Genomic DNA, 20,249 nt, shown 5'->3' with positions numbered 1-20,249 from the left:
ATTACCTCAATTTAGAGGGGCTTTTTTTATTTCATAATAATCGATTAAAAAATAGAAATTTTATTGATTTTTACAAATCACAACGGTTATTTACATTTTTACTCCAAAAGTTATGAGGTTTTAATCACTAAAATATTATTAATATGTGACACAAGCCACATAATTGTGGTTGTTAATAATTATTTTACTAATGTGAATAACCAATGATTTATAAATATTATTTATCGCGTCTATGTCTTGTATCTATTTTTACGAGTCTTCCGACTGTGGTATTTGCAGTTGAAATGGTTGATCAGCTTCGAGAACAAAGTGTTCTTGATATTCGTGCAGGAAAATTAGATCAAGGTTTTAGTCAATTAAAAGAGTTATTGGCACAGCATCCAAATAATCAAAAACTGATTGCAGATTATTTAGTACTTCGTTATGCCAATGCACGGTTCACACAAACAGATGAAATTTATCTACGACAAATTGTCGCTACACAATTTCCTGATTATGGCAAAGTGAGTGTCATTAAAGGGTTACGCGACTTAAGGCAATATAATCAGGCAATTCAATTGGCAGAACGGTTTTATCAAGTTGATCAGTCTATTCAATGGCAGGTTTGGCAGGGGGTGTTACTGGCTGAGTCTGGGCAAAAAGAGGCTGCACATAAAAAATTATCTCATATGGATATGCAACAGCTTGATGCTGATTATTTATCAGAATTAGCCTATGCCTATCGATTGTTAGATATGCCAGTAGAATCATTAAAAACTGCTAAGCTTGCTTTAGATAAAAAAAGCAATATTAATACCCAAGAACAATATGTTTTAGCACTTCTGCAAAACAGTGATTTTGTAAAGGCGGAACAATATATACGTGAAAATGGAATTAATTCCACGCGTCCGATTTTGCAGCATTTTTTAAAAATGGAGGAGTTTTCTCAACGTATTCAGCAGGGCATCCAAGCCTCAAAAAATGCTTTTGATGTAAAACGTGGTGCGACAGCCTTTGAGGCTTTAGATCATGTGATTGCGGATATGCAAGCTTATGAAGCACAGCTTCCTGATAATGTGGACAGTAAGCGCAAGTTTTACTACGAATATATCTTTGCTTTAAATGCACGTAATGCATCAAAACAGGCAATTGCACAAATACCTAAAACAGGCGTTCAAGTTTTGGAAATGCCCGCTTATGTGCGACATGCATTAGCTGATAGCTATTTGAAGCTTCGTCAACCAAAACAGGCAGAAGTTTTGTATAAGAGTTTATTTGCTGAAAAAAATTATGCTGACTATAACGTCTATTCAGGTTTGTACTACAGCTTAATTGAGCAGGAAAAGTTTAACGAGGCCAATCAACTGATTGAGGTGATGGACAAGCAATTACCTACTTTTGTTTATAGCAATGCAAAAGGGGTAGATAGAGCACCGCATGATGACCGCGCTGAGTTTATTGCATTGAAAGGGTTGAACTATGCATATCGTAATGAACATAGCAAAGCAGAACAATATTTTAATGAGCTGACGACTAAAGCACCGGGCGATATTGGCTATCAAAACAATTTGGCTTCAATTCAACGCTGGCGTGAAAAACCAGAACAGTCACAGCAGACTATGGATCAGTTGAATAGTCTAGAGCCTATCAATCAGGCTACGTTGATTAACCGTATGCAAAATTATCAAGCTTTGGGGCAAATTCAGCCTTGGCGTAAGTTAAATAATTTTATGGTTGAAAATTTAGTTGATGATACGGGTGTTCGGCAAAGTAAAAAAGAACTAGATGATCGTGATTGGGCAACCATTCAACATCAAAGCACATTTGCTAAAAGTGAGTCAGATAATGACGAACTTCTTGGACGTTTAAAGGGTTCGCGCGAACAAGAAAATTGGACGCGTGTCAGTAGCCCTTGGTTCTATGAAAATTATCGCTTATTTGCAGATCATAGTAACCGCTGGGATAAATATGAATTTGGAAAGGTCAGGGATGAACGTCTTGGTTTAGGGCTAGAGTGGTCAGATAACCGTAAAACTGCCTCTGCCTTATTGTCGCAAAGTACTGACGGTGATCGTTTTGGTGTACAGGTCGATTGGTCACATTGGTTAAATGACCATTGGAATTATACACTGGGCTATGAAAGTCAAGCAGATATACCTCTACAAGCTTTGGACCAAGGTCGTGAAGGGCAGTCTTATGTAGCTGGTTTAAATTGGCAGCAAAATGAATCGCGTAAAGCTGGTGGAGCTTATCAATTAACGGATATCGATGACGGCAATACCCGTCATGAATTATCAACATATTTCACACAACAGATTCAACAATCACCCCATCATATTACTGCAGCGACTGTACGTGGTTATTACGGAAAAAATGACCAAGTCGATGTGCCATATTTTAATCCTGAGCATAGCTATAGTGCTGAAGTGACTGTTGAGCATGATTGGATGACATGGCGTAATTACGACCGTCATTTTAGTCAGCATTTTGCAGCAACTCTTGGGACATTTGGGCAAAAAAGTGAGTCCGCGAAGCCGATTTATAATGTGTATTACCAACATGATTGGCGCTTGTCACGGACATGGAAACTCAATTACGGCATCGGTTGGGGAGTACATCCATATGATGGTGAAGATGAAACTAGAACCTATGGAGTGGTTGGATTTGAGGGGCGCTTCTAATGAAAAATCAATTTAAAATGAAACTATTGAAGCAAACCTTAGCGTTTGGATTATTATTCCCTTTTAGCTCATTTGTTTTACAGGCAGCAGAAGTTCAGGTTCAACCTGAGGGGGCTGTGCTGGAGATGAGTGAAGAAGAGAAGCATCAAAATCAGTTTGTGACTTTAACTTTTCATGATGTACGCGATGATGTTGCTAAACGTGGAGACCGTGATGTCTATGCCATTAGTACACAGAATTTAGGCCAGTTTTTGGCATGGATCAAGCGTGAAGGTTGGCATCCTATTCGTTTGCAGGATGTGATGGCGGTACGTTTAAAGCAAAAAAAACTCCCAGAAAAAGCAGTTATGCTGACCTTTGATGATGGTGCTTTAAGTAGCTACAGTAAAGTTTATCCATTGCTTAAAGCCTATAATTATCCGGCTGTTTTTGCGATTCCAACCAGTTGGATCAATGGCAATACCAAAGATGCCTATGAAGCATATGGTGTGGGCAATTTGATGAACTGGGACCAAATGCGTGAGATGCAAAAGTCAGGGTTAGTCGAATTTGTGTCGCATTCAGATGATTTACACCACGGTATTTTGGCCAATCCACAAAAAAATATGGAACCTGCTGCGATTACTCGTGAATATTTTGCAGCTGAAAAGCGTTATGAGACGGATAAGGAATTTAAACATCGGATTGTTTCAGATCTTAGAAAATCCAAGCAGGAACTTGACCGTCAATTAGGCATTAATAGTTTAGCGATCTTTTGGCCTTACGGTGCGGTTACCCCTGAAGTTGAAGGATATGCTCGTGAAGCAGGCCTTCCGATGTCGTTTAGTCTCGGTAATGTGGTGAGTTTGGCCGATTCTGCACACACGTATCAGCGTGCGTTGATTATGGATAACCCGACACCTGAGCAAATTCATCAAAATATGGATGATTTTATTCAAGAAGCACGTGCGGCATATAAACAACGTAAAAGCTTTTTAAGATTTAATTTGGCCGAATTACAAAGTCAAAATATACAAGAGTTTGATCAAAAACTGGGTCAGTTTTTAGATCAGGTTAACGGCTTTAAGAGCAATATGTTGCTTTTACAAACAGCCTATGACGCAGATGGTGATGGAAAAATAGATGCATTATTTTTCCCTAATTCAAAGCTGCCAATGCAACAAGATTTACTAAACCGTACGGTTTGGCAGGTGAGAACTCGGATTTCAAATCGTGTATATGCCGAATTGCCGATGAGTTTAGAGTTGAAACAAGGCATCAATCTGGCTGACGTGACCGCGGATTTAATGAAAAATAATAGTTCATTAGAGGGTGTCGTTTTAGATACAGGCAATGCTTTGGAGTGTGCGATTCACCAAGCGAAGTGGACTGAAGCATGTACACAACAAGTCAATCAAGTTATTGCGATTAAAGACCGTAGTAAAGCACTAGTACATCATTACGCAAATATTAGTATTGATAATCAAACTGCCTTAAAACTTAATTTACAAGGTACACAATTTTTAGGTTTAAAAGCTTTAGTTTCTCAAGCACTGACGACATCAGACTTTTTATATCTAAGTCTGAATCCTACAACCCATCCAGAGACATTTAGTGGTTTTGTCAAGGTCTTAAAAACCTTAACAGAAGATCAAAAGCAGCGCTTAATTGTGAGTTTAGATGTAAACCCCAATATGAATAATCGAGATTGGGCACGTTATCAACAAGATTATCAAACCTTACGTGCAGCATCGATTCAAAAAATTGGTCTCAATAATTATCAGTTAAATGATGGTGAGCGTATTCATCGCCATCTCTATAAAAGCCTCAGTATGAATGGTAGTCCATTAACCTACCGCGATCCGTATCTACAGGGAGGAGGCAAATAATGCAAACATGGATTTCAAATATTAGTTTCAATGACTTTTTTTTCGCTTTCGCCTTTTTATATCCATTGTTCATGGCGTGGATATGGATTGCAGGAGGAATCTGGTTTTATTTAAAACGTGAGTGGAAGCAGCCTGAATTACCGACTTCAAATGGTGCCGGTTGCAGCATTATCATCCCGTGCTTTAATGAAGAAGCGCAGGTATATGAGACTATTCGATATGCCATGCAAACACAGTATCCAAATTTTGAAGTGATTGCTGTGAATGATGGTAGTAGCGACCGAACTGCTGAAATACTGGATCGACTCGCACTGCAATATCCAAAATTACGGGTTGTGCATCTGGCTGAAAATCAGGGTAAAGCCTATGCACTCAGAGCTGGTGCAATGGTCAGCCAGTTTGAATATCTGGTGTGTATTGATGGAGATGCTTTGCTACATCCGCATTCAGTACTTTGGATGATGCATCATTTAACCCGTTTCCCACGTGTGGGTGCTGTGACGGGTAATCCCCGTATTGTTAATCGCTCAAGTATTTTAGGCAAAATTCAGGTGGGTGAGTTTTCATCAATTATCGGTTTGATTAAGCGTGCACAGCGTACCTATGGTCGTATTTTTACAGTTTCTGGTGCAATTGCAGGTTTTCGAAAAACGGCATTGAACCGAATTGGTTACTGGCGCGATGACATGATTACGGAAGATATTGATGTGTCATGGCGTCTACAGTTTGATCATTGGGATTTGCATTATGTTCCGCAAGCGCTGTGCTATATCTATATGCCTGAAACGTTTAAAGGTCTATGGAAACAACGTCTGCGTTGGGCGCAAGGTGGCATCGAAGTGCTATTTGCCTATCTTCCAAAGATCTTTAAATGGCGTTTACGACGTATGTGGCTTGTGGCGATAGAGTCGATTATCAGTGTGGTCTGGGCTTATGTCATGTTCACCATTTTTGTGTTGTATTTCTATGGGTTGTTTTTCTCCTTGCCCGGAGAGTGGGCAATTCAGTCGTTATTACCACAGTGGTATGGTGTAATTTTAGGCGGAACCTGTTTAATCCAATTCCTCGTTAGTCTTTGGATTGACCGGGGTTATGACAAACAGCGAATGCTACGCAACTATTTTTGGGTGATTTGGTATCCGTTATTTTTCTGGATTTTAGCAATGTTGACTACAGTGTTTGCCTTGCCAAAAACGATATTTAAAACACAAAAACGTGCACGTTGGGTGAGCCCAGACCGCGGTTTTAGAGGGGAAGAGAATAATGAAACTAGCTGAAGAAGTACAAATCAGCCCTGTAATAAAGCAGACTGAATTTAAAATTATTAAAGATGAATCCTTACTCGAATTACCTGAATACATTGATCGACCCGAATATGTTCAGCGTAAATCCGCAGGTTATGGTTTGATGGCATTGGGTTGGATGCTTTGGATGTGGTTATTCTTACCAGTATTGACTCTGCTGTTTTGGTGGTTTGAAGGCAATGTTGTATATGCACAAATTACCAGTCAAACTGAACCAATGACCAGTATTTCGATTATGAAATTGATCACCACCATAGGACTGTTTATCTGTGGTCTATTTCTCTGGGCAAGTTATAACTGGGTACGCTTTCATGGTGAAGATCGCAGGAAAGCCCCTGAAAATGCCAGTGATAAGGATTTAGCACACAGTTTTGATGTGAAAGCCAATGATATCGTCAGTATGCGTCAGTCGAAAAATATCACCCTGCATTATTCTGAAGAAGGGCAGCTAGAGCGCTACCATATCAATAGCTAAAACATTGACCTTCTAGGCATTTGCATCAGTCATTTGAATTTGACTGGGCAAATGCCTTTTTCATTTGTTGCGCATCAGGATGATCTTGTACAAAGTCATCTGGATAATAACCAATATGCCGCACACCATGTTGTTTTAATAATTGAATGGTGTCGGTGAGTTCTTGATTGGAAATCGGCTTCTGATGATTCCAGTCTGTCACCTGCAATTCAAAAATGGTACGGCTCAAATTTGGGTCGTATTTTTTTGCCTGTTGGATCAGATCGAGATAAAACTGTCGATGGTCTTTGGCTTTTTCCATATAAGGCATTGCCATAATCGCATTGTAATCATAATGTTGATAAGTACTGGCATTAGATTGACTAAACCATTCTTCACTCACAGGATTTAATACGGCTTCAGCATACATATTGCGTGCAAAGTGCAAATTAGGCTGACGCTGTTTCAAAATATCACTGATCCCCTCTGCAAATTGATCTAAATACGCAGTTTTATAACGTGCAAATTCACCTTGTTGCGGATGTTCGGGCTGTCCAATTAATGCACTGCTAAAGCCCCATGTTTGATAAGTTTGACGTGCAGCAGGGCTGTCATCTTCAAAATCATTCAGGGTAATATCATCATGATAAAGAATACCGTCAACTTTGTTGTGCTGAATAAAATCTAAAAATATCTCCGCAGTATATTGCTGGTTTTTTACATCAAAAGGGGAAATACGGATATAGCCTTTTTTATTGCTTATGGTTTTCACATATTGCACAGGATAGTGTTTGGGAAACTCCCAAGCAATTAACGGCAGCCATGCATAAACCTCTTGAACTTGGGTATGTTGACGAATGTCTTGCAACACTTGATGGAATAAATCTTCACGGACGGGAATGTAGCGATTTTTAAAATACACTTTATCTGCTGAACCATTGGCATCAGGGTCGGCAAATGCTTGTAAAAATATTGTATTGGGCTGAATGGTTTGAATTCGTTGAATTAACGCTTGAATATTGTGTTGCTGTTGAGCTTTGTCCGTATCAAATACATAGTCTAAATCGATATGCATAATGCGCATGTTGGAGATGTTATGTGTTTTTACATTTTTTGCAGTCTGTTTGGGTGCAGTTTTAGCATAGTGTTCGACTAAACTATTTATTGGGTGTTGTTTTATATCTACGGTATTGGCGTTGGTACATCCCATCATCGTCATGCCAATGCATGAGGTGAAAGCCATAAGTTTAGAGCTCATCCAAGAAATCATTGTTATTTTCCGAAAGGGTTTGGAGTTGGTTGGTTTATTTTGCGTTGATGAAATATAATTCAGATATTGCATCGCATGGCGAACCTTTTAATACTGGATCAGCCGTAGTGCTAATATACTACTGTAGCCGATTGTGCTTTAAAAAGTGAGAATTAGTTGGCACTTTGTTATTGGCGTAAAAAAACCGCAGAAGCATAATTGAACAACTGCGGTTTTATAAAAGCTAGGCTAATACTGATTTAGCGGATTAACCTGCTTTTTTATTCAAGCTTTGAGTTAAGCCATTAATGTCACCACCTTGGATGCCAAGTTCACTCATTAAGCTGTCAATTAACGGTGCTTGGCTGCGATAGCGTAAGGCACTGTTAACAACTTGGTCTGAAAGCGCGACATTGCCACTACCTTCATGATGTGCATCATTTTGGCATGAGCCTGCATGACCACCATTTAAACCATTCACTTGCAAAATCTTAATGTCATCAATGTTTTCCATTGGTTTAACACTTTCACGAATGATTTCAGGTAAGTATTTCAACATGGCTAAGCGAATTTGCATTTCCACCTGCTCAGAAGATAAAACGTTATTTGCTTCGTTGACTGCGCGTGTACCTTCTGCATCGACTTGATATTGTTTTTCCATTGCTTGAGCAAGTAATACTTTTGCGTCTGCTTCACCTTTCGCTTTTAAGCGCACTTTTTCAGCTTCAGCTTCAGCGGCAATACGAACTGCTTCAGCATCATCTGCTGCTGCTTGTTTACCTGCTTCAGCAGCAACCGTAATTGCAATTGCTTCTTTCTCTGCTCTTTCTTTGGCAGAAACCAGCTCAACCGCTTTTTGACGTTCAGCTTGTTGAATTTGACGAACTGTAACGACTTCTTCTTCAGCTTTAACCGCTTGCGCACGCGCTAGGTCAGCATGTGCTTTTGCTTCAGATTCAGCACGCGATTTTTCAGCAATCGCAATAGCACGGTCTTGCTCAGCCAATTCAATGGTTTTCTTCTGTTCAACTTGCGCTTGTTGAATAATTTGTGATTTTTGAATGTTTTGGTTTTCAACATCACGTGCAGCTGCGATACGTTTCAAGTCAACTTCACGTTCAGCCGCAATGCGTGCTTCTTCTGCTTCACGCTTTTTCGCAGCTTCTTGAGCGGCAATTTCGGCTAATTGCTCTGCACGACGAATGGAGATTTCACGTTCTTGTTGCAGTTTTGCATATTCTTCTTCACGTAAAATTTGCAAGCGTGCTTGTTCTGCTTCCAAGTTCTTGGTTTTAATTGCAAGATCAGCATCTTGTTCAATCACATTACGCTTACGACGACGATCTTCAATGGTTTCAGTCAGTTTAGTCAAACCTTCCGCATCGAAAGCATTTTGTGGGTTAAAGTATTTAAAGCCAGTTTGGTCTAAACCTGTCAATGAGACGGTTTCAAGTTCCAAACCATTTTTATGTAAATCTTCAGAAACCACTTGTTGTACTTTTTGTACGAAGTCTACACGTTTCTCATGCAATTCTTCCATCGCCATTTCTGCGGCAACTGCACGAAGGGAGTCAACAAATTTCCCTTCCACTAAGTTTTTCAACTCATTTGGAGACATGGTCTTTTGACCCAAAGTTTGCGCTGCAGTTGCAATGGATTCAGCCGTTGGTTTTACACGAACGTAGAATTCAGCCATGACGTCTACACGCATACGGTCACGAGTAATCAAGGCTTGATCATCAGCACGACGAACTTCAAGGCGTAGAGTATTCATGTTGACAGGAATAATTTCATGCAGGACAGGGAGCACAATCGCACCACCACCTAAAATGACTTTTTCACCGCCAAAACCAGTACGGACAAATGAAATTTCCTTACTAGAGCGACGGTAGAGTCGAGCAATAATAAAACCAATAAAAATAAGCGCGGCAAAAATGATCCCGACTGAAACAAGGATGCCGCTTGGAATAATGTCTAACATGGACGTTTATCTCTGTTGTTGTAGTTCAAGTTAACCCTCTGGAGTGTTAACAAGTTGGTTTAAAATATGAAAATTAGGTTTTAAGTTATCATGGCAAATTTGCCAAATTAAATTTTCTCTCTTTGGCTGTGATTAAACCCTGATGCTGTTCCAATCACATGAATATTAGTATTTACAAGTTGATGGCCTGAAAACCGACTGTAGTTTTTTGAGTAAGGACGACAGATTGCCCCTGACTGAAAGTTTCATCTTGTTCGGGTTCAACCAAAATATAATGGGTTAAGCCATGTTGATCTTGTACTTTGGCTTGCGCAGGATATTGCTGACGCGCCTCACCTAAAATGATGGTTGCGGTACGGCCGATCAGTTCCTCACTGTAAATGGCAGTGGTTTCATCCTGTGGGAGAATACGTGCAATTAGCATTGCACTCAACCGTACAAAGGGCATAGAGAGAAACACGCAGGCAGGCGCAATGATCCATACACTAAACATCAGATTGATCATTTGATTGGCAATGGCCTGAATGGTGAAACCGACCAAACTATAAGTACATAAGAAAATGATCAGCCAGACAAAAAGGGGAATGCGGCCTAAATACAACCAATCTAATAGTTTGGTGACGACACCACTATCTGCATCAACGCCTAACTCAGCATTATGGCCTACATCTTCGGGCAGGAATTGATCTAAAAAACCTTGTGAACCTCCACCCAATAATGTCAGCAATATTTCAAAGATGCCAAACAGAAACATCAAGCATAGACTAATGCTAAACACGATATTTGAAGGGTGAGTAAACAATTCCCACATTATATTTATCTCTATATTTATGCTTATAAAAAATAAAAAACAATTCTGGCTGAATTTTTTCTAGGCTTAAAATAACATTATCTGTCTGTATTGTGTAAAAAAATTATAGTGCTAGTTTATCGAATGTTTAAAATTTTGAGAATTTATGTCGGAAGTTTGGATTAATATATTATGTGGTCGATCTATAATAATATTTTTTTAAATCAATAACTTTGTATTGAATTACGACTTAATAGCCCAGAAGTGGCTGTGAATTTACGATTTTTATTTAATTTACTAATCAATGATTTTAGTCGGTTTTAAGTTTTAGAATGAATTGAATAGCACTATGTTAAAAAATGTAAATAGACTTGTAAATGCTTCTACTGTCAGCTTTAAAACGGTAGAAGCAAAAGAAAATAGTCGGTTTGTCTTAAAGCAGTGAAGTTTGAATGCGAACTTTCATATCCAGTGCTGCTTGCGTAATAAATGCTTTCATCCATTTGACTTGCTCACCCATTGGGTTGATTTTCACGGCAGTATCAAGAAAAGCCATGCTGTCCAATTGGAATAGTTGTTGATCAATTGCAGCTTCTAATTGGGTGCTGTTCGCAGCTAAAGGCAGATGAATCAGATGAAAGGCTTTTGGAAAATTATAGAAGGCATAAAGTAGGTTAAAGGCACGTTGATCACCTTTTAAATTACCAGCTCCAATTTCATAACCACGCGCTTGATTACTATGAGTCACACCAATTAAAAATTCGAGATTATGGTCCAAAAGTCGTAGACCAAATTGCAGCCCGATTTGGTCGGCAGAAAGCTCATGTTGTACAAAGTTATTCATTGCACTGCCATCATCATTTCGTGCATCTTGTAAGATTAGAATATGGTCTGCATGCTGATAAATATAGCCTGCAAGCCCAGCAGCCTCAATCAGTGACTTTAATGTTTCAAGGGTGTAATGGCTATATGGCATGATGAACAGAAGTAATGAATGTTGAGACTACTTTAGTTGTTTTTGTGATTTTTTTAAGGAATTATTTAGAGGATTAAACGATAAGTCTATTGTCAAAAAATTGCTTAAAATAAGAGAATAACCATTAAAAATAGCCTGCATGTATGCCTTTGTTAATGGGCTAAATTCATTGAAAAATTAATTAAATTTGATAAGTGCTATCAGTCAATTTGTATATGACGAATAGGAATATCAATATCATAAAACAAGCAATCGTTATGAAAACTTAATCACTATAATGCCGATATATCTTTAAAAAGTGTCATTAAGTACACATATTCTAAGCTGGTGTTGTCCATGTCATTAAATGAGGAAAGACTTACTCATCTTAAACAGCTTGAAGCTGAGAGTATTCATATCATCCGTGAAGTTGCTGCTGAGTTTGAAAACCCAGTGATGCTGTATTCCATTGGTAAAGATTCTGCGGTGATGCTGCATCTTGCTTTAAAAGCATTCTATCCTGCCAAGCTTCCATTTCCACTGCTGCATGTCGACACAGGTTGGAAATTTAAAGACATGATCACTTTCCGTGACAATATGGCCAAAGAGCATGGCTTTGAGTTGATCGTGCATCAAAACCAAGAAGGTAAAGATGCAGGCGTGAATCCATTTGATTATGGCAGTTCGAAATATACCGACATCATGAAAACGCAAGGTTTAAAGCAAGCTCTGGATAAATACCAGTTCGATGCTGCTTTTGGTGGTGCACGCCGTGATGAAGAAAAATCTCGTGCCAAAGAGCGTGTGTATTCATTCCGTGACAGCAAGCATCGTTGGGACCCTAAAAACCAGCGTCCTGAACTTTGGAACCTTTACAATGGTAAAGTCAACAAAGGTGAAAGCATTCGTGTGTTTCCATTGTCTAACTGGACTGAGTTGGATATTTGGCAATACATTTACCTTGAAAATATTAAATTGGTTCCTTTGTACTTGGCGGCTGAACGTCCAGTGGTTGAGCGTAGTGGTACGCTGATCATGGTAGATGACGAGCGCATGCGTTTGAACGAAGGTGAAGTGCCACAAATGAAATCGGTACGTTTCCGTACTTTAGGCTGTTACCCATTAACAGGTGCGGTTGAATCAACTGCAACAACCTTGCCGGAAATTATCCAAGAGATGCTTTTAGCAACTACATCTGAACGTCAGGGCCGTATGATCGACCATGACGAAGCGGGTTCGATGGAAAAGAAAAAGCAGGAAGGTTATTTCTAAGAATCTATCCCGAAGCCTTTTATCAAAGAGAGATTCCGCGGGATTAAAAGATTTGAGAAACCGATTTCTAAAGAATATGTGGAGCTTTGAGCAATGTCTCATCAATCAGATTTAATTAGCCAAGACATCTTGGCGTATTTAAAACAGCACGAAAATAAAGACTTATTGCGTTTTCTGACTTGCGGTAACGTGGATGACGGTAAATCAACCTTAATCGGCCGTTTGCTTTATGACTCAAAATTGATTTATGAAGATCAACTGCAAGCGGTAACGCGCGACTCGAAAAAAGTCGGCACCACGGGTGATGCGCCGGACTTGGCGTTATTGGTGGATGGCCTGCAAGCGGAACGTGAGCAGGGCATTACCATTGATGTGGCTTACCGTTATTTCTCAACTGAAAAACGCAAGTTCATCATTGCGGATACACCGGGACACGAACAGTACACCCGCAACATGGCAACAGGTGCATCGACTGCAGACCTTGCAATTATCTTGATTGATGCGCGTTATGGTGTGCAAACTCAAACTCGCCGTCACTCCTTTATTGCCGGTCTTTTGGGTATTCGCAATATTGTGGTTGCGATTAACAAAATGGATTTGGTGGAATTCTCTGAAGCGCGCTTCAATGAAATTCAAGCAGAATACAATGAGTTCGTGAACCAATTGGGTGAGCGTAAACCAGCGAACATTATTTTCACGCCAATTTCCGCATTAAATGGCGATAACGTGGTGAATAAATCGCCAAATACGCCGTGGTACCAAGGTCAAACCTTAATGGAGACTTTGGAAACCGTTGAAATTTCACAGGATACTAGCAAGCACGAATTCCGTTTCCCTGTGCAATATGTGAACCGTCCTAACCTTGATTTCCGTGGTTTCTGCGGTACGATTGCCCTCGGCGCAGTGAAAGTGGGCGATACGATTATTGCATTGCCATCGGGTAAATCTTCTACGGTGAAAGAGATTGTCACTTTTGACGGTAACCTCGATCATGCTGTTGCAGGTCAAGCAGTGACGTTGACGCTGAACGATGAAATTGATATTTCACGCGGCAACGTGTTGGTGAAAGCAGGTGAACAGCCACTGATTTCACGTTCTGCACGTGCATCTGTGGTTTGGATGAATGATCAGCCGCTTGTACTCGGCAAACTGTATAACGTGAAGTTTGGTACACAAACCATTCCGGCTAAAGTTGAAAAGATTAATTTCCGTACCAATGTCAACACATTGGAAAAAATGCAGGTTGAACAGCTTGATTTGAACGCGATTGCGGATGTCACCATTGAGTTTGATGCACCCGTTGTCTTTGACCGTTATCACGACAGCCGTTACACAGGTTCATTCATCTTTATTGACCGTTTAAGCAACGTCACTGTTGGTGCGGGGATGGTTGAAGCTGCGGTGGAATGGACTGCACACGATGAGCCTGTGACTGCTGAAAAGCGTGCTGCACGTTTGGGTCAAAAACCTGCCGCGGTAACAGTCACTGCAAAAGTACTAGAAAATGCCCAAGCGATTGAAAGCTTGCTGATTCAGCAAGGTGTAGTTGCGATTGCGAAAGCTGGCTTAGATGCTGCTCAAGTTTCTTTGCTTCGTGAAACGGGTGTGACGGTGATTACTGATGTTGCTGACGGTACAGATGTGACTTATGCGGTAGACACAGTTGAAGAAGTAGCTGAAAAAATTGTTGAGTTAGTTCGTCTGTAATGGATTGAGCTGATGAATAAAAGACCTGCTGATAAGCGGGTCTTTTTTATTGCTTAAAGCTTGATTGTTTAAAAAATAATACAATCAACAAATATTTGATATTTCATTATATTTTCTTTTTTATACAATGCCTCTGAAAGAGCTTTGGGGGTGTTTATGAAAAAGTTATTATTTTTAATGGGGTTATGCTTTGTATGTAGTGTTGATGCAAAGCAGAGCAGTCAAAGCACAGAAGCCATTAAACAGAAAATTATTCAGCAGTCGATTGAGAGCTATCCGGGAAATTGCCCTTGTCCATATAATACTGCGAGAAATGGCAGTCGATGCGGAAAGCGCAGCGCTTACAATCGTGCAGGTGGATATGTACCGCTTTGCTATCCTGAAGATGTGAGTGATCGTATGGTGAAGGAATATAAGGGGCGCGGTTAATTTTTTTGCATTAAAATTATTTATACAATCTAAATTGCATACTTAATTATTGCGATTGATCTTTGAAAGAAACCCACGTTGCAGTGGGTTTCTTCATATATCGAATTCAAAAAGCGATTCAATAAAACTAAATTACAGACTTGAAACTTATTGAATGGTCACAGTGACAGGTTTTGCGTAAATCGTATAAGTGTAATTTGGCGCCATCGTATATTGATAGCTTGGCATGACATAAGCTGTGCCTTTTTCGGTAAATGTCAGGCTTTGGCCATTTTGCGAATACTTGGCTGAATTTGGCAAAACCAGCATATTTTTAATGATGTAATTTGATTTTTCTCCAATTTGGGTTTGGATTTCCGCATTGATTTCTACGGGTTTGCCTACAGTGGTTGTGAGTTGACTTGCTGTCTTCAGCTTTACCGCCAGATTTGATGAATCATGCGCATAATCTGTGGTTAAGCCATGCGTGCCTTGAACATACATACGGTTAAAATCATCTTTGTTCATACGGAACGTCCACGGCCAGAAAGTCACGCCGCGCTGGCTCGCCATAAACATCAGTTCTTTATTTAAACCAGAAAAAGACGGGTTAAAAGTTGAGGAATATTTTTGCGTTGCATCTAAAATGCGGCGCGTGTTGACAATATTGCTTTGCGCTGTCGGTGTGCTGGTTAAAAATCCAGTGGATACGCCAGGTAATTCATTTTTCATATGAAGGATTTGATCGCCAAGAAAACTGATGACAATGGCTTGGTCATAAGCATCATGCTTATCTAGCAATGCTTTAATTTTTGGCACAATTTCAGGTTTTGAACTTTTGATTTCAATGAAATGGGTCACATTTGGATATTTTTTCACAGCCGCAAGAATCTCATCCATTGTCGGTACTTTACGTCCATTTGGAATGGTGCGTAAGTTCTGGATTTCTGCAAGCGTCAAATCTTCAATTTTACCTACAACACCTGTGGTGCGCGTGGTGGTTGCATCGTGCATGATGACCACGTGATTGTCTTTGGATAGATAAACATCGTACTCAACCGCATCTGCGCCGACTTCAATGGCCTTTAATGTGCCTTCTAAAGTATTTTCATCTTCAAGTGCTGGAATACCGCGATGTCCTGTAATAAGCGGTTTGCGCAGCAGCGTGTTAGGCGCCATCAATTTCATAATTGATTGAACCGTCTCTGGTTGAGACGTATAAATACCATTTACACCTGTACTTAGCACTTCGGCAGCCGTTAAAGGATTATTGGTATCAATATTTGCCCAAGGTGTAATCAGCAGTCGCTGTAAATGCGAAACAGCTTCTGTTTGTACAAGATGTTTGGGCAGAATGACAATTTTAGAAAGCGATAAGTTGGTATTGTGCGCAATGGTGACTATATCTTTACGTGAAGTGGTTAATCCCGTTTGGTTGGAGTAATCCAGTGCTGTTCGAAGGGTGGGAATGGCAATCCGTGCTTTGCGTAAAAGTTCTGGCTGATCTGAAAGCAGGGTGATATCCGTCAAATCATAACTTTCACTCAATGTTTTCAGCTTGTTAATGGTCTGCTCATTTTGAATGCGGAGCAGCGGGAGTGTGCGGCGCGTTGCATCATTTAGATAATCACGTAAAAGCATGACTTTTTTCTGTTCAGCATTCAACAGATTTAGCTGTTCATCCAGCTGATAGGCAATGTGTGTTGCTGCGGCAGAGGAGATGCCGTTCACGGGTGCAGGCTGCGCAATGGTTGGCGCCATAGAAACAGGCAGGTTTTGGTCAATAATATCTGTAACGCGGTTGGATTCAGGCAGCGGATCAAGCTGTTCAGTAATCTTGATTGAATCCACTTTCATTAATAAACCGGCAGTAGATAAGCCGACTGCGCCTTGGTCTAGATTATAAGGCAGTGTGGTATCCAGCACTAAATTGTCATCAATATAGTGGCGCACACGCTGACCATGCACAATCACAGTCGCTTTATGCGGCGTGTTGATGTCCATATTTTCTTTATAAGCAGATTTATGCAGGACATTCCACGCATTGGTAGGCTGGCGTAGCGCAAGTTCTAAACCGCTTGCGCCAGTTGCATCGGCGCGAATTGCAAATTGATAATAAGGGGTGAAGGCAGGCTCAGCATAGCTGTCCGCAGCACGGTAAATAATACTGCCCCAGCGGCCGCCATTATTTCTTTCTAAATAGGTAAATTCGACATCTATGCGATAGTTTCTGAGTTTTTGATATTCAGGTGACAGCATTAAAGTGGTCATTTGTGTGTCATTGGCGCGTCCGTCAATGAACAGGCTGCCGTCTTTGACTTCAACTGTGCCTGCATTGGAGCGTAATGCAGTCCATGAGGCTGGAAGGGCGCTAAGCTGATCGAAGTTTTCGTCTAAATAGATTTTAGGTACAGGGACCTCTTCTTCTGGCGTTTCTGGCTCTGGAGCTGGTGTAGTTGGTGTTTCAGGCAGAGTAGATGATCCGTCATTATCATCATTGTCGTTGCAGGCAGTTAAATTGAATGCCAATAATATCGCTAAGCTTAATGAAGTCAGTTTAGTCATTATGTCGTCTCAGGTTTGATTTTTAGAAAGCGATTCAAACTTAAGAGTTGAAAATGACACTTTTATTGATTTGTCATATATCTAAACTTTGCTTACATATTGATGTTTTATGAATTCATAAAAATTTAATAAAAAAGTATATTTCATCCAAAGAAAATGATTTAAGATACATCTTAATTAATCTTAAGGTATATCTTGGTTATGCCAAATTCAGACCTTCTTGCTGCTAGCGATAGTTCTGTAAAAACCCGTAAACGCCTGTTTGAAGCAGGGCACATGAAACTATTGGTGCTGTATCTGATCTCTCAATCGCCCAAATACTGCTACGACATTATTAAAGATGTAGGTGCAATCGTGGGCGGCGGTTACAGCCCAAGTACAGGGACGATTTACCCAACGCTGAACTATCTTGAAGAACAGCAGTACATTCATGCAGAACTGAATGCTGAAGAGCGTAAACAGTACAGCATTAGCCCACTTGGCATGCGGCATCTAGAAGCGGAACAAGCGACTGTAGAGAAAATCCTGTGCCGTTTTGATACCCGCAAGCAAATCCATAACAACGAACAATATGCCGATATCAAACGTGCGATGGAAAACCTAAAAGCATCACTGCGCATCAAAATCCAGCATAGTGAACTAACATCCGAGCAGGTATATGCCATTGCGGAAAAAATCGATCAGGCGGCCGTCGAAATCAGCCGTATGGAGGTGTCTTAATGAAACAGCATCAATATGAAATTACGGTAAAATACATTGCCGATGCTCAAGGTTATCCATCTCGCTATACCAAAGCTTTGCAGTTTAATGCCTATAACCATGATGACCTGTTTAAGGTGCTGGAGCATTTGACTAAAGCGCAGCTATTGGATGATGAAAAGACCAAAGCCTTTGCTGTTGGACTAAAATTGTTTGGTGAAACTTTGCTGGAAAATAAAGATATTCCTTTGTTTAAAGATTTCTTGCCGCAGTTTGTGCAATTCATGAAAACTCTTAAACACAGCATTAAAACACAGCAGCTAGAGCAAACTTCAACGCAGGTACACCATGAGCAATAATATTCCTAAAATTCATCCTAAACATTTGACTTGGCTAATGCCGCTGATGCTTTCAGGCATTATGAGTGGTTCAATTTCCTGTTTTAACCTACTGTTGAATAAAGGTTTAGTTGATGGCTTTTTTGGCATTTGGCTGCATGCATGCATGGAGCCTGTCATGGATGATGGCCTTTCCATTGATTTTGATCGTTTTGCCTTTGGTGCGTAAATTCCTTATGAAATTTGTGTACCTGCCACAAGAACCTTCTTCGAAATAAATTGGATTAGTGAGCCGAGTGCTCGTGAATAACCTGTTCGATCATCGCTTGAAGTTCCGCTAGAGTTTTTACGCCTGCGATACGTTTGACAATTTGCCCTTGATAAAAAATCAAGGTTGAGGGTAGGCCGTAAACGTTATAGCGCAAAGTCAGAATGGGAGATTGATCAACATTCACTTTGCCGAATTTAATATTTTTATGCTGTGCTGACATTTGCTGCGCACATTGTTCAAAGACAGGAAAGTTTTGTACGCACGGCGCGCACCAGTCGGCATAAAAACGGATCACGGCAAACCCATCAAACCATTCATAGTCACTATGGTTATTTTCATTGTATTCAATGAGCTGAGACATGCTGTGCCTATTATGAATTTGCTAAATGGTGCTTAATTATACATAAGTTTATGCTTATTCATTCTACGGCATTTCTGTGTTCAAATAGGGCCGAGATCGAAGAATAGTCAATTATTGAAAAGGAAACCTCATGTCAAAGGAAACCATGCAACAGGTCATTATCACTGAACCAGGTGGTGTCGAAAAACTTGCTTATGAATCGGTGACAGTTCCTGAGCCGAAAGCGGATGAAGTCTTGGTCAAAGTCCATGCGTTCGGCATCAACCGTCCGGATATTTTACAGCGCCAAGGCTTATACCCAATGCCTAAAGGGGTAACGCCTGTACCGGGACTTGAAGTTGCGGGTAAAGTGGTTGCAGTCGGTGGCGATGTAACGCTATTTAAAGTGGGGGATCAAGTTTGCGGGCTGACCAATGGTGGTGGTTATGCAGAATATTGCGTGGTGCCTGAAAGCCAAACCATTGGCATTCCAGAGGGTGTAAGCTTTACCCAAGCTGCTGCGATTCCGGAAACCTTTTTTACCGTATGGGCAAATGTGTTCCAAATGGCGCACGCCAAAGCAGGCGAGACTGTTTTAGTGCATGGCGGTGCAAGTGGTATTGGTACCACCGCGCTGATGCTGTGCAAATCATTGGGCTTAAAATCTTTTGCAACGGTCGGTTCAGATGAAAAAGTTCAAGCTATTTCAGATTTAACGACGGCGATTAACTACAAAACACAAGACTTCGAACAAGTCATTAATGCAGCAACCGACAATGGCGGTGTCGATGTAGTGCTAGATATGGTTGGTGCGCCGTATTTAGAAAAAAACCTCAACTTGCTGCGCCGTGACGGCCGTTTAGTCTATATTGCATTCTTGGGCGGAGCAAAAGCCAAAGAAGTAAAACTCGGTCAGATTATGATGAAACGCTTGACCATTACCGGCTCAACTATGCGTGCACGTAATACTGCTGAAAAGGCCGAGATTGCCAAAGGTCTGCAAGAGCAGGTTGCGCCATTGTGGGGGAAAGGTGAATGCTTGCCGATGATTTATAAAACCTTCAACTTTGACCAAATCCAAGACGCGCATGCGTGTATGGACACGGGTGAGCATATTGGTAAAGTTGTGGTGAATGTGATTTAAAAATGATAGAGAAATTTTTCTCTAATATTTGAAAATTAATATCGTATAGAGAAGGGGGATTTTATCCCTCTTTTTTATTTGAGAAAGATAGACTGAGATCACCTTAAATTTTAGGCATAAAAAAACCAGCTTATTGCTGGGTTCTTTATTACACCATCTTCAGTAACAGAAGAATGGTGCCCGAGGCCAGACTCGAACTGGCACGCTTTGTGGGCGGGGGATTTTAAATCCCCTGTGTCTACCG

The 20,249-nt window shown here is 40.5% G+C and carries 16 protein-coding genes and 1 pseudogene; 11 read left to right on the top strand and 6 right to left on the bottom strand.

Annotated elements, in window-relative coordinates:
• The first annotated feature begins 203 nt into the window (after window positions 1–203).
• Genes pgaA through pgaD form a run of 4 tightly spaced genes read left to right on the top strand, consistent with a single transcriptional unit; the run spans window position 204 to window position 6,307 of the window.
• Window positions 204–2,660 (top strand): poly-beta-1,6 N-acetyl-D-glucosamine export porin PgaA, encoded by a 2,457-nt coding sequence (pgaA, locus tag ACN6OV_RS03030; protein WP_427949544.1) that lies wholly within the window; start codon window positions 204–206, stop codon window positions 2,658–2,660.
• The gene (gene pgaB / locus ACN6OV_RS03025) at window positions 2,660–4,528 is read left to right on the top strand and encodes a poly-beta-1,6-N-acetyl-D-glucosamine N-deacetylase PgaB (protein WP_427949542.1); all 1,869 of its coding nucleotides are present in this window, start codon (window positions 2,660–2,662) and stop codon (window positions 4,526–4,528) included. Before pgaA ends, pgaB (ACN6OV_RS03025) begins: the two co-directional genes overlap by 1 nt.
• The gene (gene pgaC, locus ACN6OV_RS03020) at window positions 4,528–5,805 is read left to right on the top strand and encodes a poly-beta-1,6-N-acetyl-D-glucosamine synthase (RefSeq protein ID WP_427949540.1); all 1,278 of its coding nucleotides are present in this window, start codon (window positions 4,528–4,530) and stop codon (window positions 5,803–5,805) included. Before pgaB (ACN6OV_RS03025) ends, pgaC begins: the two co-directional genes overlap by 1 nt.
• Window positions 5,792–6,307 (top strand): poly-beta-1,6-N-acetyl-D-glucosamine biosynthesis protein PgaD, encoded by a 516-nt coding sequence (gene pgaD, locus ACN6OV_RS03015; protein ID WP_427949538.1) that lies wholly within the window; start codon window positions 5,792–5,794, stop codon window positions 6,305–6,307. The genes pgaC and pgaD overlap by 14 nt, the downstream gene beginning before the upstream one ends.
• A gap of 25 nt (window positions 6,308–6,332) precedes the next feature.
• Here the strand turns inward: pgaD and pgaB (ACN6OV_RS03010) are convergent, their stop codons facing one another.
• The 4 genes from pgaB (ACN6OV_RS03010) to ACN6OV_RS02995 all read right to left on the bottom strand — a co-directional run bounded on the left by pgaB (ACN6OV_RS03010) (window position 6,333) and on the right by ACN6OV_RS02995 (window position 11,282).
• Entirely contained in the window at window positions 6,333–7,544 is a 1,212-nt protein-coding gene (pgaB, locus tag ACN6OV_RS03010) for a poly-beta-1,6-N-acetyl-D-glucosamine N-deacetylase PgaB (protein ID WP_427949537.1), read from the bottom strand.
• Between the two features lie 259 nt (window positions 7,545–7,803).
• Complete coding sequence (locus ACN6OV_RS03005; protein WP_427949535.1) at window positions 7,804–9,516, bottom strand: flotillin family protein; 1,713 nt, start codon at window positions 9,514–9,516, stop codon at window positions 7,804–7,806.
• 172 nt (window positions 9,517–9,688) lie between these two features.
• Window positions 9,689–10,327 (bottom strand): YqiJ family protein, encoded by a 639-nt coding sequence (locus ACN6OV_RS03000; protein WP_427949533.1) that lies wholly within the window; start codon window positions 10,325–10,327, stop codon window positions 9,689–9,691.
• A 412-nt stretch (window positions 10,328–10,739) separates the two neighbouring features.
• A complete protein-coding gene (locus ACN6OV_RS02995; RefSeq protein WP_427949531.1) occupies window positions 10,740–11,282 on the bottom strand; it encodes a hypothetical protein in 543 nt (180 codons plus the stop codon).
• A gap of 336 nt (window positions 11,283–11,618) precedes the next feature.
• Between ACN6OV_RS02995 and cysD the strand changes: the two genes are divergently transcribed.
• The 3 genes from cysD to ACN6OV_RS02980 all read left to right on the top strand — a co-directional run bounded on the left by cysD (window position 11,619) and on the right by ACN6OV_RS02980 (window position 14,669).
• A complete protein-coding gene (gene cysD, locus ACN6OV_RS02990) occupies window positions 11,619–12,533 on the top strand; it encodes a sulfate adenylyltransferase subunit CysD (protein ID WP_427949529.1) in 915 nt (304 codons plus the stop codon).
• Window positions 12,534–12,626: 93 nt separating this feature from the next.
• The gene (cysN, locus tag ACN6OV_RS02985) at window positions 12,627–14,240 is read left to right on the top strand and encodes a sulfate adenylyltransferase subunit CysN (RefSeq protein ID WP_427949527.1); all 1,614 of its coding nucleotides are present in this window, start codon (window positions 12,627–12,629) and stop codon (window positions 14,238–14,240) included.
• 156 nt (window positions 14,241–14,396) lie between these two features.
• On the top strand, window positions 14,397–14,669 hold the full coding sequence (locus tag ACN6OV_RS02980; RefSeq protein WP_427949525.1) for a hypothetical protein: 273 nt from the start codon (window positions 14,397–14,399) through the stop codon (window positions 14,667–14,669).
• Window positions 14,670–14,816: 147 nt separating this feature from the next.
• On the opposite strand, the gene ACN6OV_RS02975 is transcribed toward ACN6OV_RS02980, so the two are convergent.
• Window positions 14,817–17,213, bottom strand: a complete 2,397-nt coding sequence (locus tag ACN6OV_RS02975) for a glycerophosphodiester phosphodiesterase family protein (protein WP_427949523.1) — start codon at window positions 17,211–17,213, stop codon at window positions 14,817–14,819.
• A gap of 201 nt (window positions 17,214–17,414) precedes the next feature.
• Here ACN6OV_RS02975 and ACN6OV_RS02970 point away from each other — a divergent pair, with 201 nt between their 5' ends.
• From ACN6OV_RS02970 to ACN6OV_RS02960, 3 genes and pseudogenes are all read left to right on the top strand, one after another.
• Window positions 17,415–17,933, top strand: coding sequence for a PadR family transcriptional regulator (locus ACN6OV_RS02970; protein ID WP_427949521.1), 519 nt, complete (start codon window positions 17,415–17,417; stop codon window positions 17,931–17,933).
• Window positions 17,933–18,271: a DUF3861 domain-containing protein gene (locus ACN6OV_RS02965; RefSeq protein ID WP_427949520.1), complete on the top strand. Its 339-nt coding sequence runs from the start codon at window positions 17,933–17,935 to the stop codon at window positions 18,269–18,271. The genes ACN6OV_RS02970 and ACN6OV_RS02965 overlap by 1 nt, the downstream gene beginning before the upstream one ends.
• A pseudogene (locus tag ACN6OV_RS02960) lies at window positions 18,261–18,528 on the top strand (DUF2798 domain-containing protein). Before ACN6OV_RS02965 ends, ACN6OV_RS02960 begins: the two are co-directional and overlap by 11 nt.
• A 6-nt stretch (window positions 18,529–18,534) precedes the next feature.
• Here the strand turns inward: ACN6OV_RS02960 and ACN6OV_RS02955 are convergent.
• Entirely contained in the window at window positions 18,535–18,882 is a 348-nt protein-coding gene (locus ACN6OV_RS02955; RefSeq protein ID WP_427949519.1) for a thioredoxin family protein, read from the bottom strand.
• A gap of 130 nt (window positions 18,883–19,012) precedes the next feature.
• On the opposite strand from ACN6OV_RS02955, the gene ACN6OV_RS02950 reads away from it, so the two are divergent.
• Window positions 19,013–20,005 (top strand): NAD(P)H-quinone oxidoreductase, encoded by a 993-nt coding sequence (locus ACN6OV_RS02950; RefSeq protein ID WP_427949517.1) that lies wholly within the window; start codon window positions 19,013–19,015, stop codon window positions 20,003–20,005.
• Window positions 20,006–20,249: the final 244 nt, after the last annotated feature.

Source organism: Acinetobacter sp. (assembly GCF_050285345.1).
In the GTDB taxonomy this organism is placed as follows: domain Bacteria; phylum Pseudomonadota; class Gammaproteobacteria; order Pseudomonadales; family Moraxellaceae; genus Acinetobacter.
Note: the sequence above shows the minus strand (reverse complement) of the source record. Positions and strands in the feature narration are given on the sequence as shown.

What these genes read in the sequence shown, in the direction of transcription:
- pgaA (WP_427949544.1), top strand. Translation starts at nt 204, where the DNA reads ATGATTTATAAATATTATTTATCGCGTCTATGTCTTGTATCTATTTTT.
- pgaB (WP_427949542.1), top strand. Translation starts at nt 2,660, where the DNA reads ATGAAAAATCAATTTAAAATGAAACTATTGAAGCAAACCTTAGCGTTT.
- pgaC (WP_427949540.1), top strand. Translation starts at nt 4,528, where the DNA reads ATGCAAACATGGATTTCAAATATTAGTTTCAATGACTTTTTTTTCGCT.
- pgaD (WP_427949538.1), top strand. Translation starts at nt 5,792, where the DNA reads ATGAAACTAGCTGAAGAAGTACAAATCAGCCCTGTAATAAAGCAGACT.
- pgaB (WP_427949537.1), bottom strand. Translation starts at nt 7,544, where the DNA reads ATGAGCTCTAAACTTATGGCTTTCACCTCATGCATTGGCATGACGATG.
- ACN6OV_RS03005 (WP_427949535.1), bottom strand. Translation starts at nt 9,516, where the DNA reads ATGTTAGACATTATTCCAAGCGGCATCCTTGTTTCAGTCGGGATCATT.
- ACN6OV_RS03000 (WP_427949533.1), bottom strand. Translation starts at nt 10,327, where the DNA reads ATGTGGGAATTGTTTACTCACCCTTCAAATATCGTGTTTAGCATTAGT.
- ACN6OV_RS02995 (WP_427949531.1), bottom strand. Translation starts at nt 11,282, where the DNA reads ATGCCATATAGCCATTACACCCTTGAAACATTAAAGTCACTGATTGAG.
- cysD (WP_427949529.1), top strand. Translation starts at nt 11,619, where the DNA reads ATGTCATTAAATGAGGAAAGACTTACTCATCTTAAACAGCTTGAAGCT.
- cysN (WP_427949527.1), top strand. Translation starts at nt 12,627, where the DNA reads ATGTCTCATCAATCAGATTTAATTAGCCAAGACATCTTGGCGTATTTA.
- ACN6OV_RS02980 (WP_427949525.1), top strand. Translation starts at nt 14,397, where the DNA reads ATGAAAAAGTTATTATTTTTAATGGGGTTATGCTTTGTATGTAGTGTT.
- ACN6OV_RS02975 (WP_427949523.1), bottom strand. Translation starts at nt 17,213, where the DNA reads ATGACTAAACTGACTTCATTAAGCTTAGCGATATTATTGGCATTCAAT.
- ACN6OV_RS02970 (WP_427949521.1), top strand. Translation starts at nt 17,415, where the DNA reads ATGCCAAATTCAGACCTTCTTGCTGCTAGCGATAGTTCTGTAAAAACC.
- ACN6OV_RS02965 (WP_427949520.1), top strand. Translation starts at nt 17,933, where the DNA reads ATGAAACAGCATCAATATGAAATTACGGTAAAATACATTGCCGATGCT.
- ACN6OV_RS02955 (WP_427949519.1), bottom strand. Translation starts at nt 18,882, where the DNA reads ATGTCTCAGCTCATTGAATACAATGAAAATAACCATAGTGACTATGAA.
- ACN6OV_RS02950 (WP_427949517.1), top strand. Translation starts at nt 19,013, where the DNA reads ATGTCAAAGGAAACCATGCAACAGGTCATTATCACTGAACCAGGTGGT.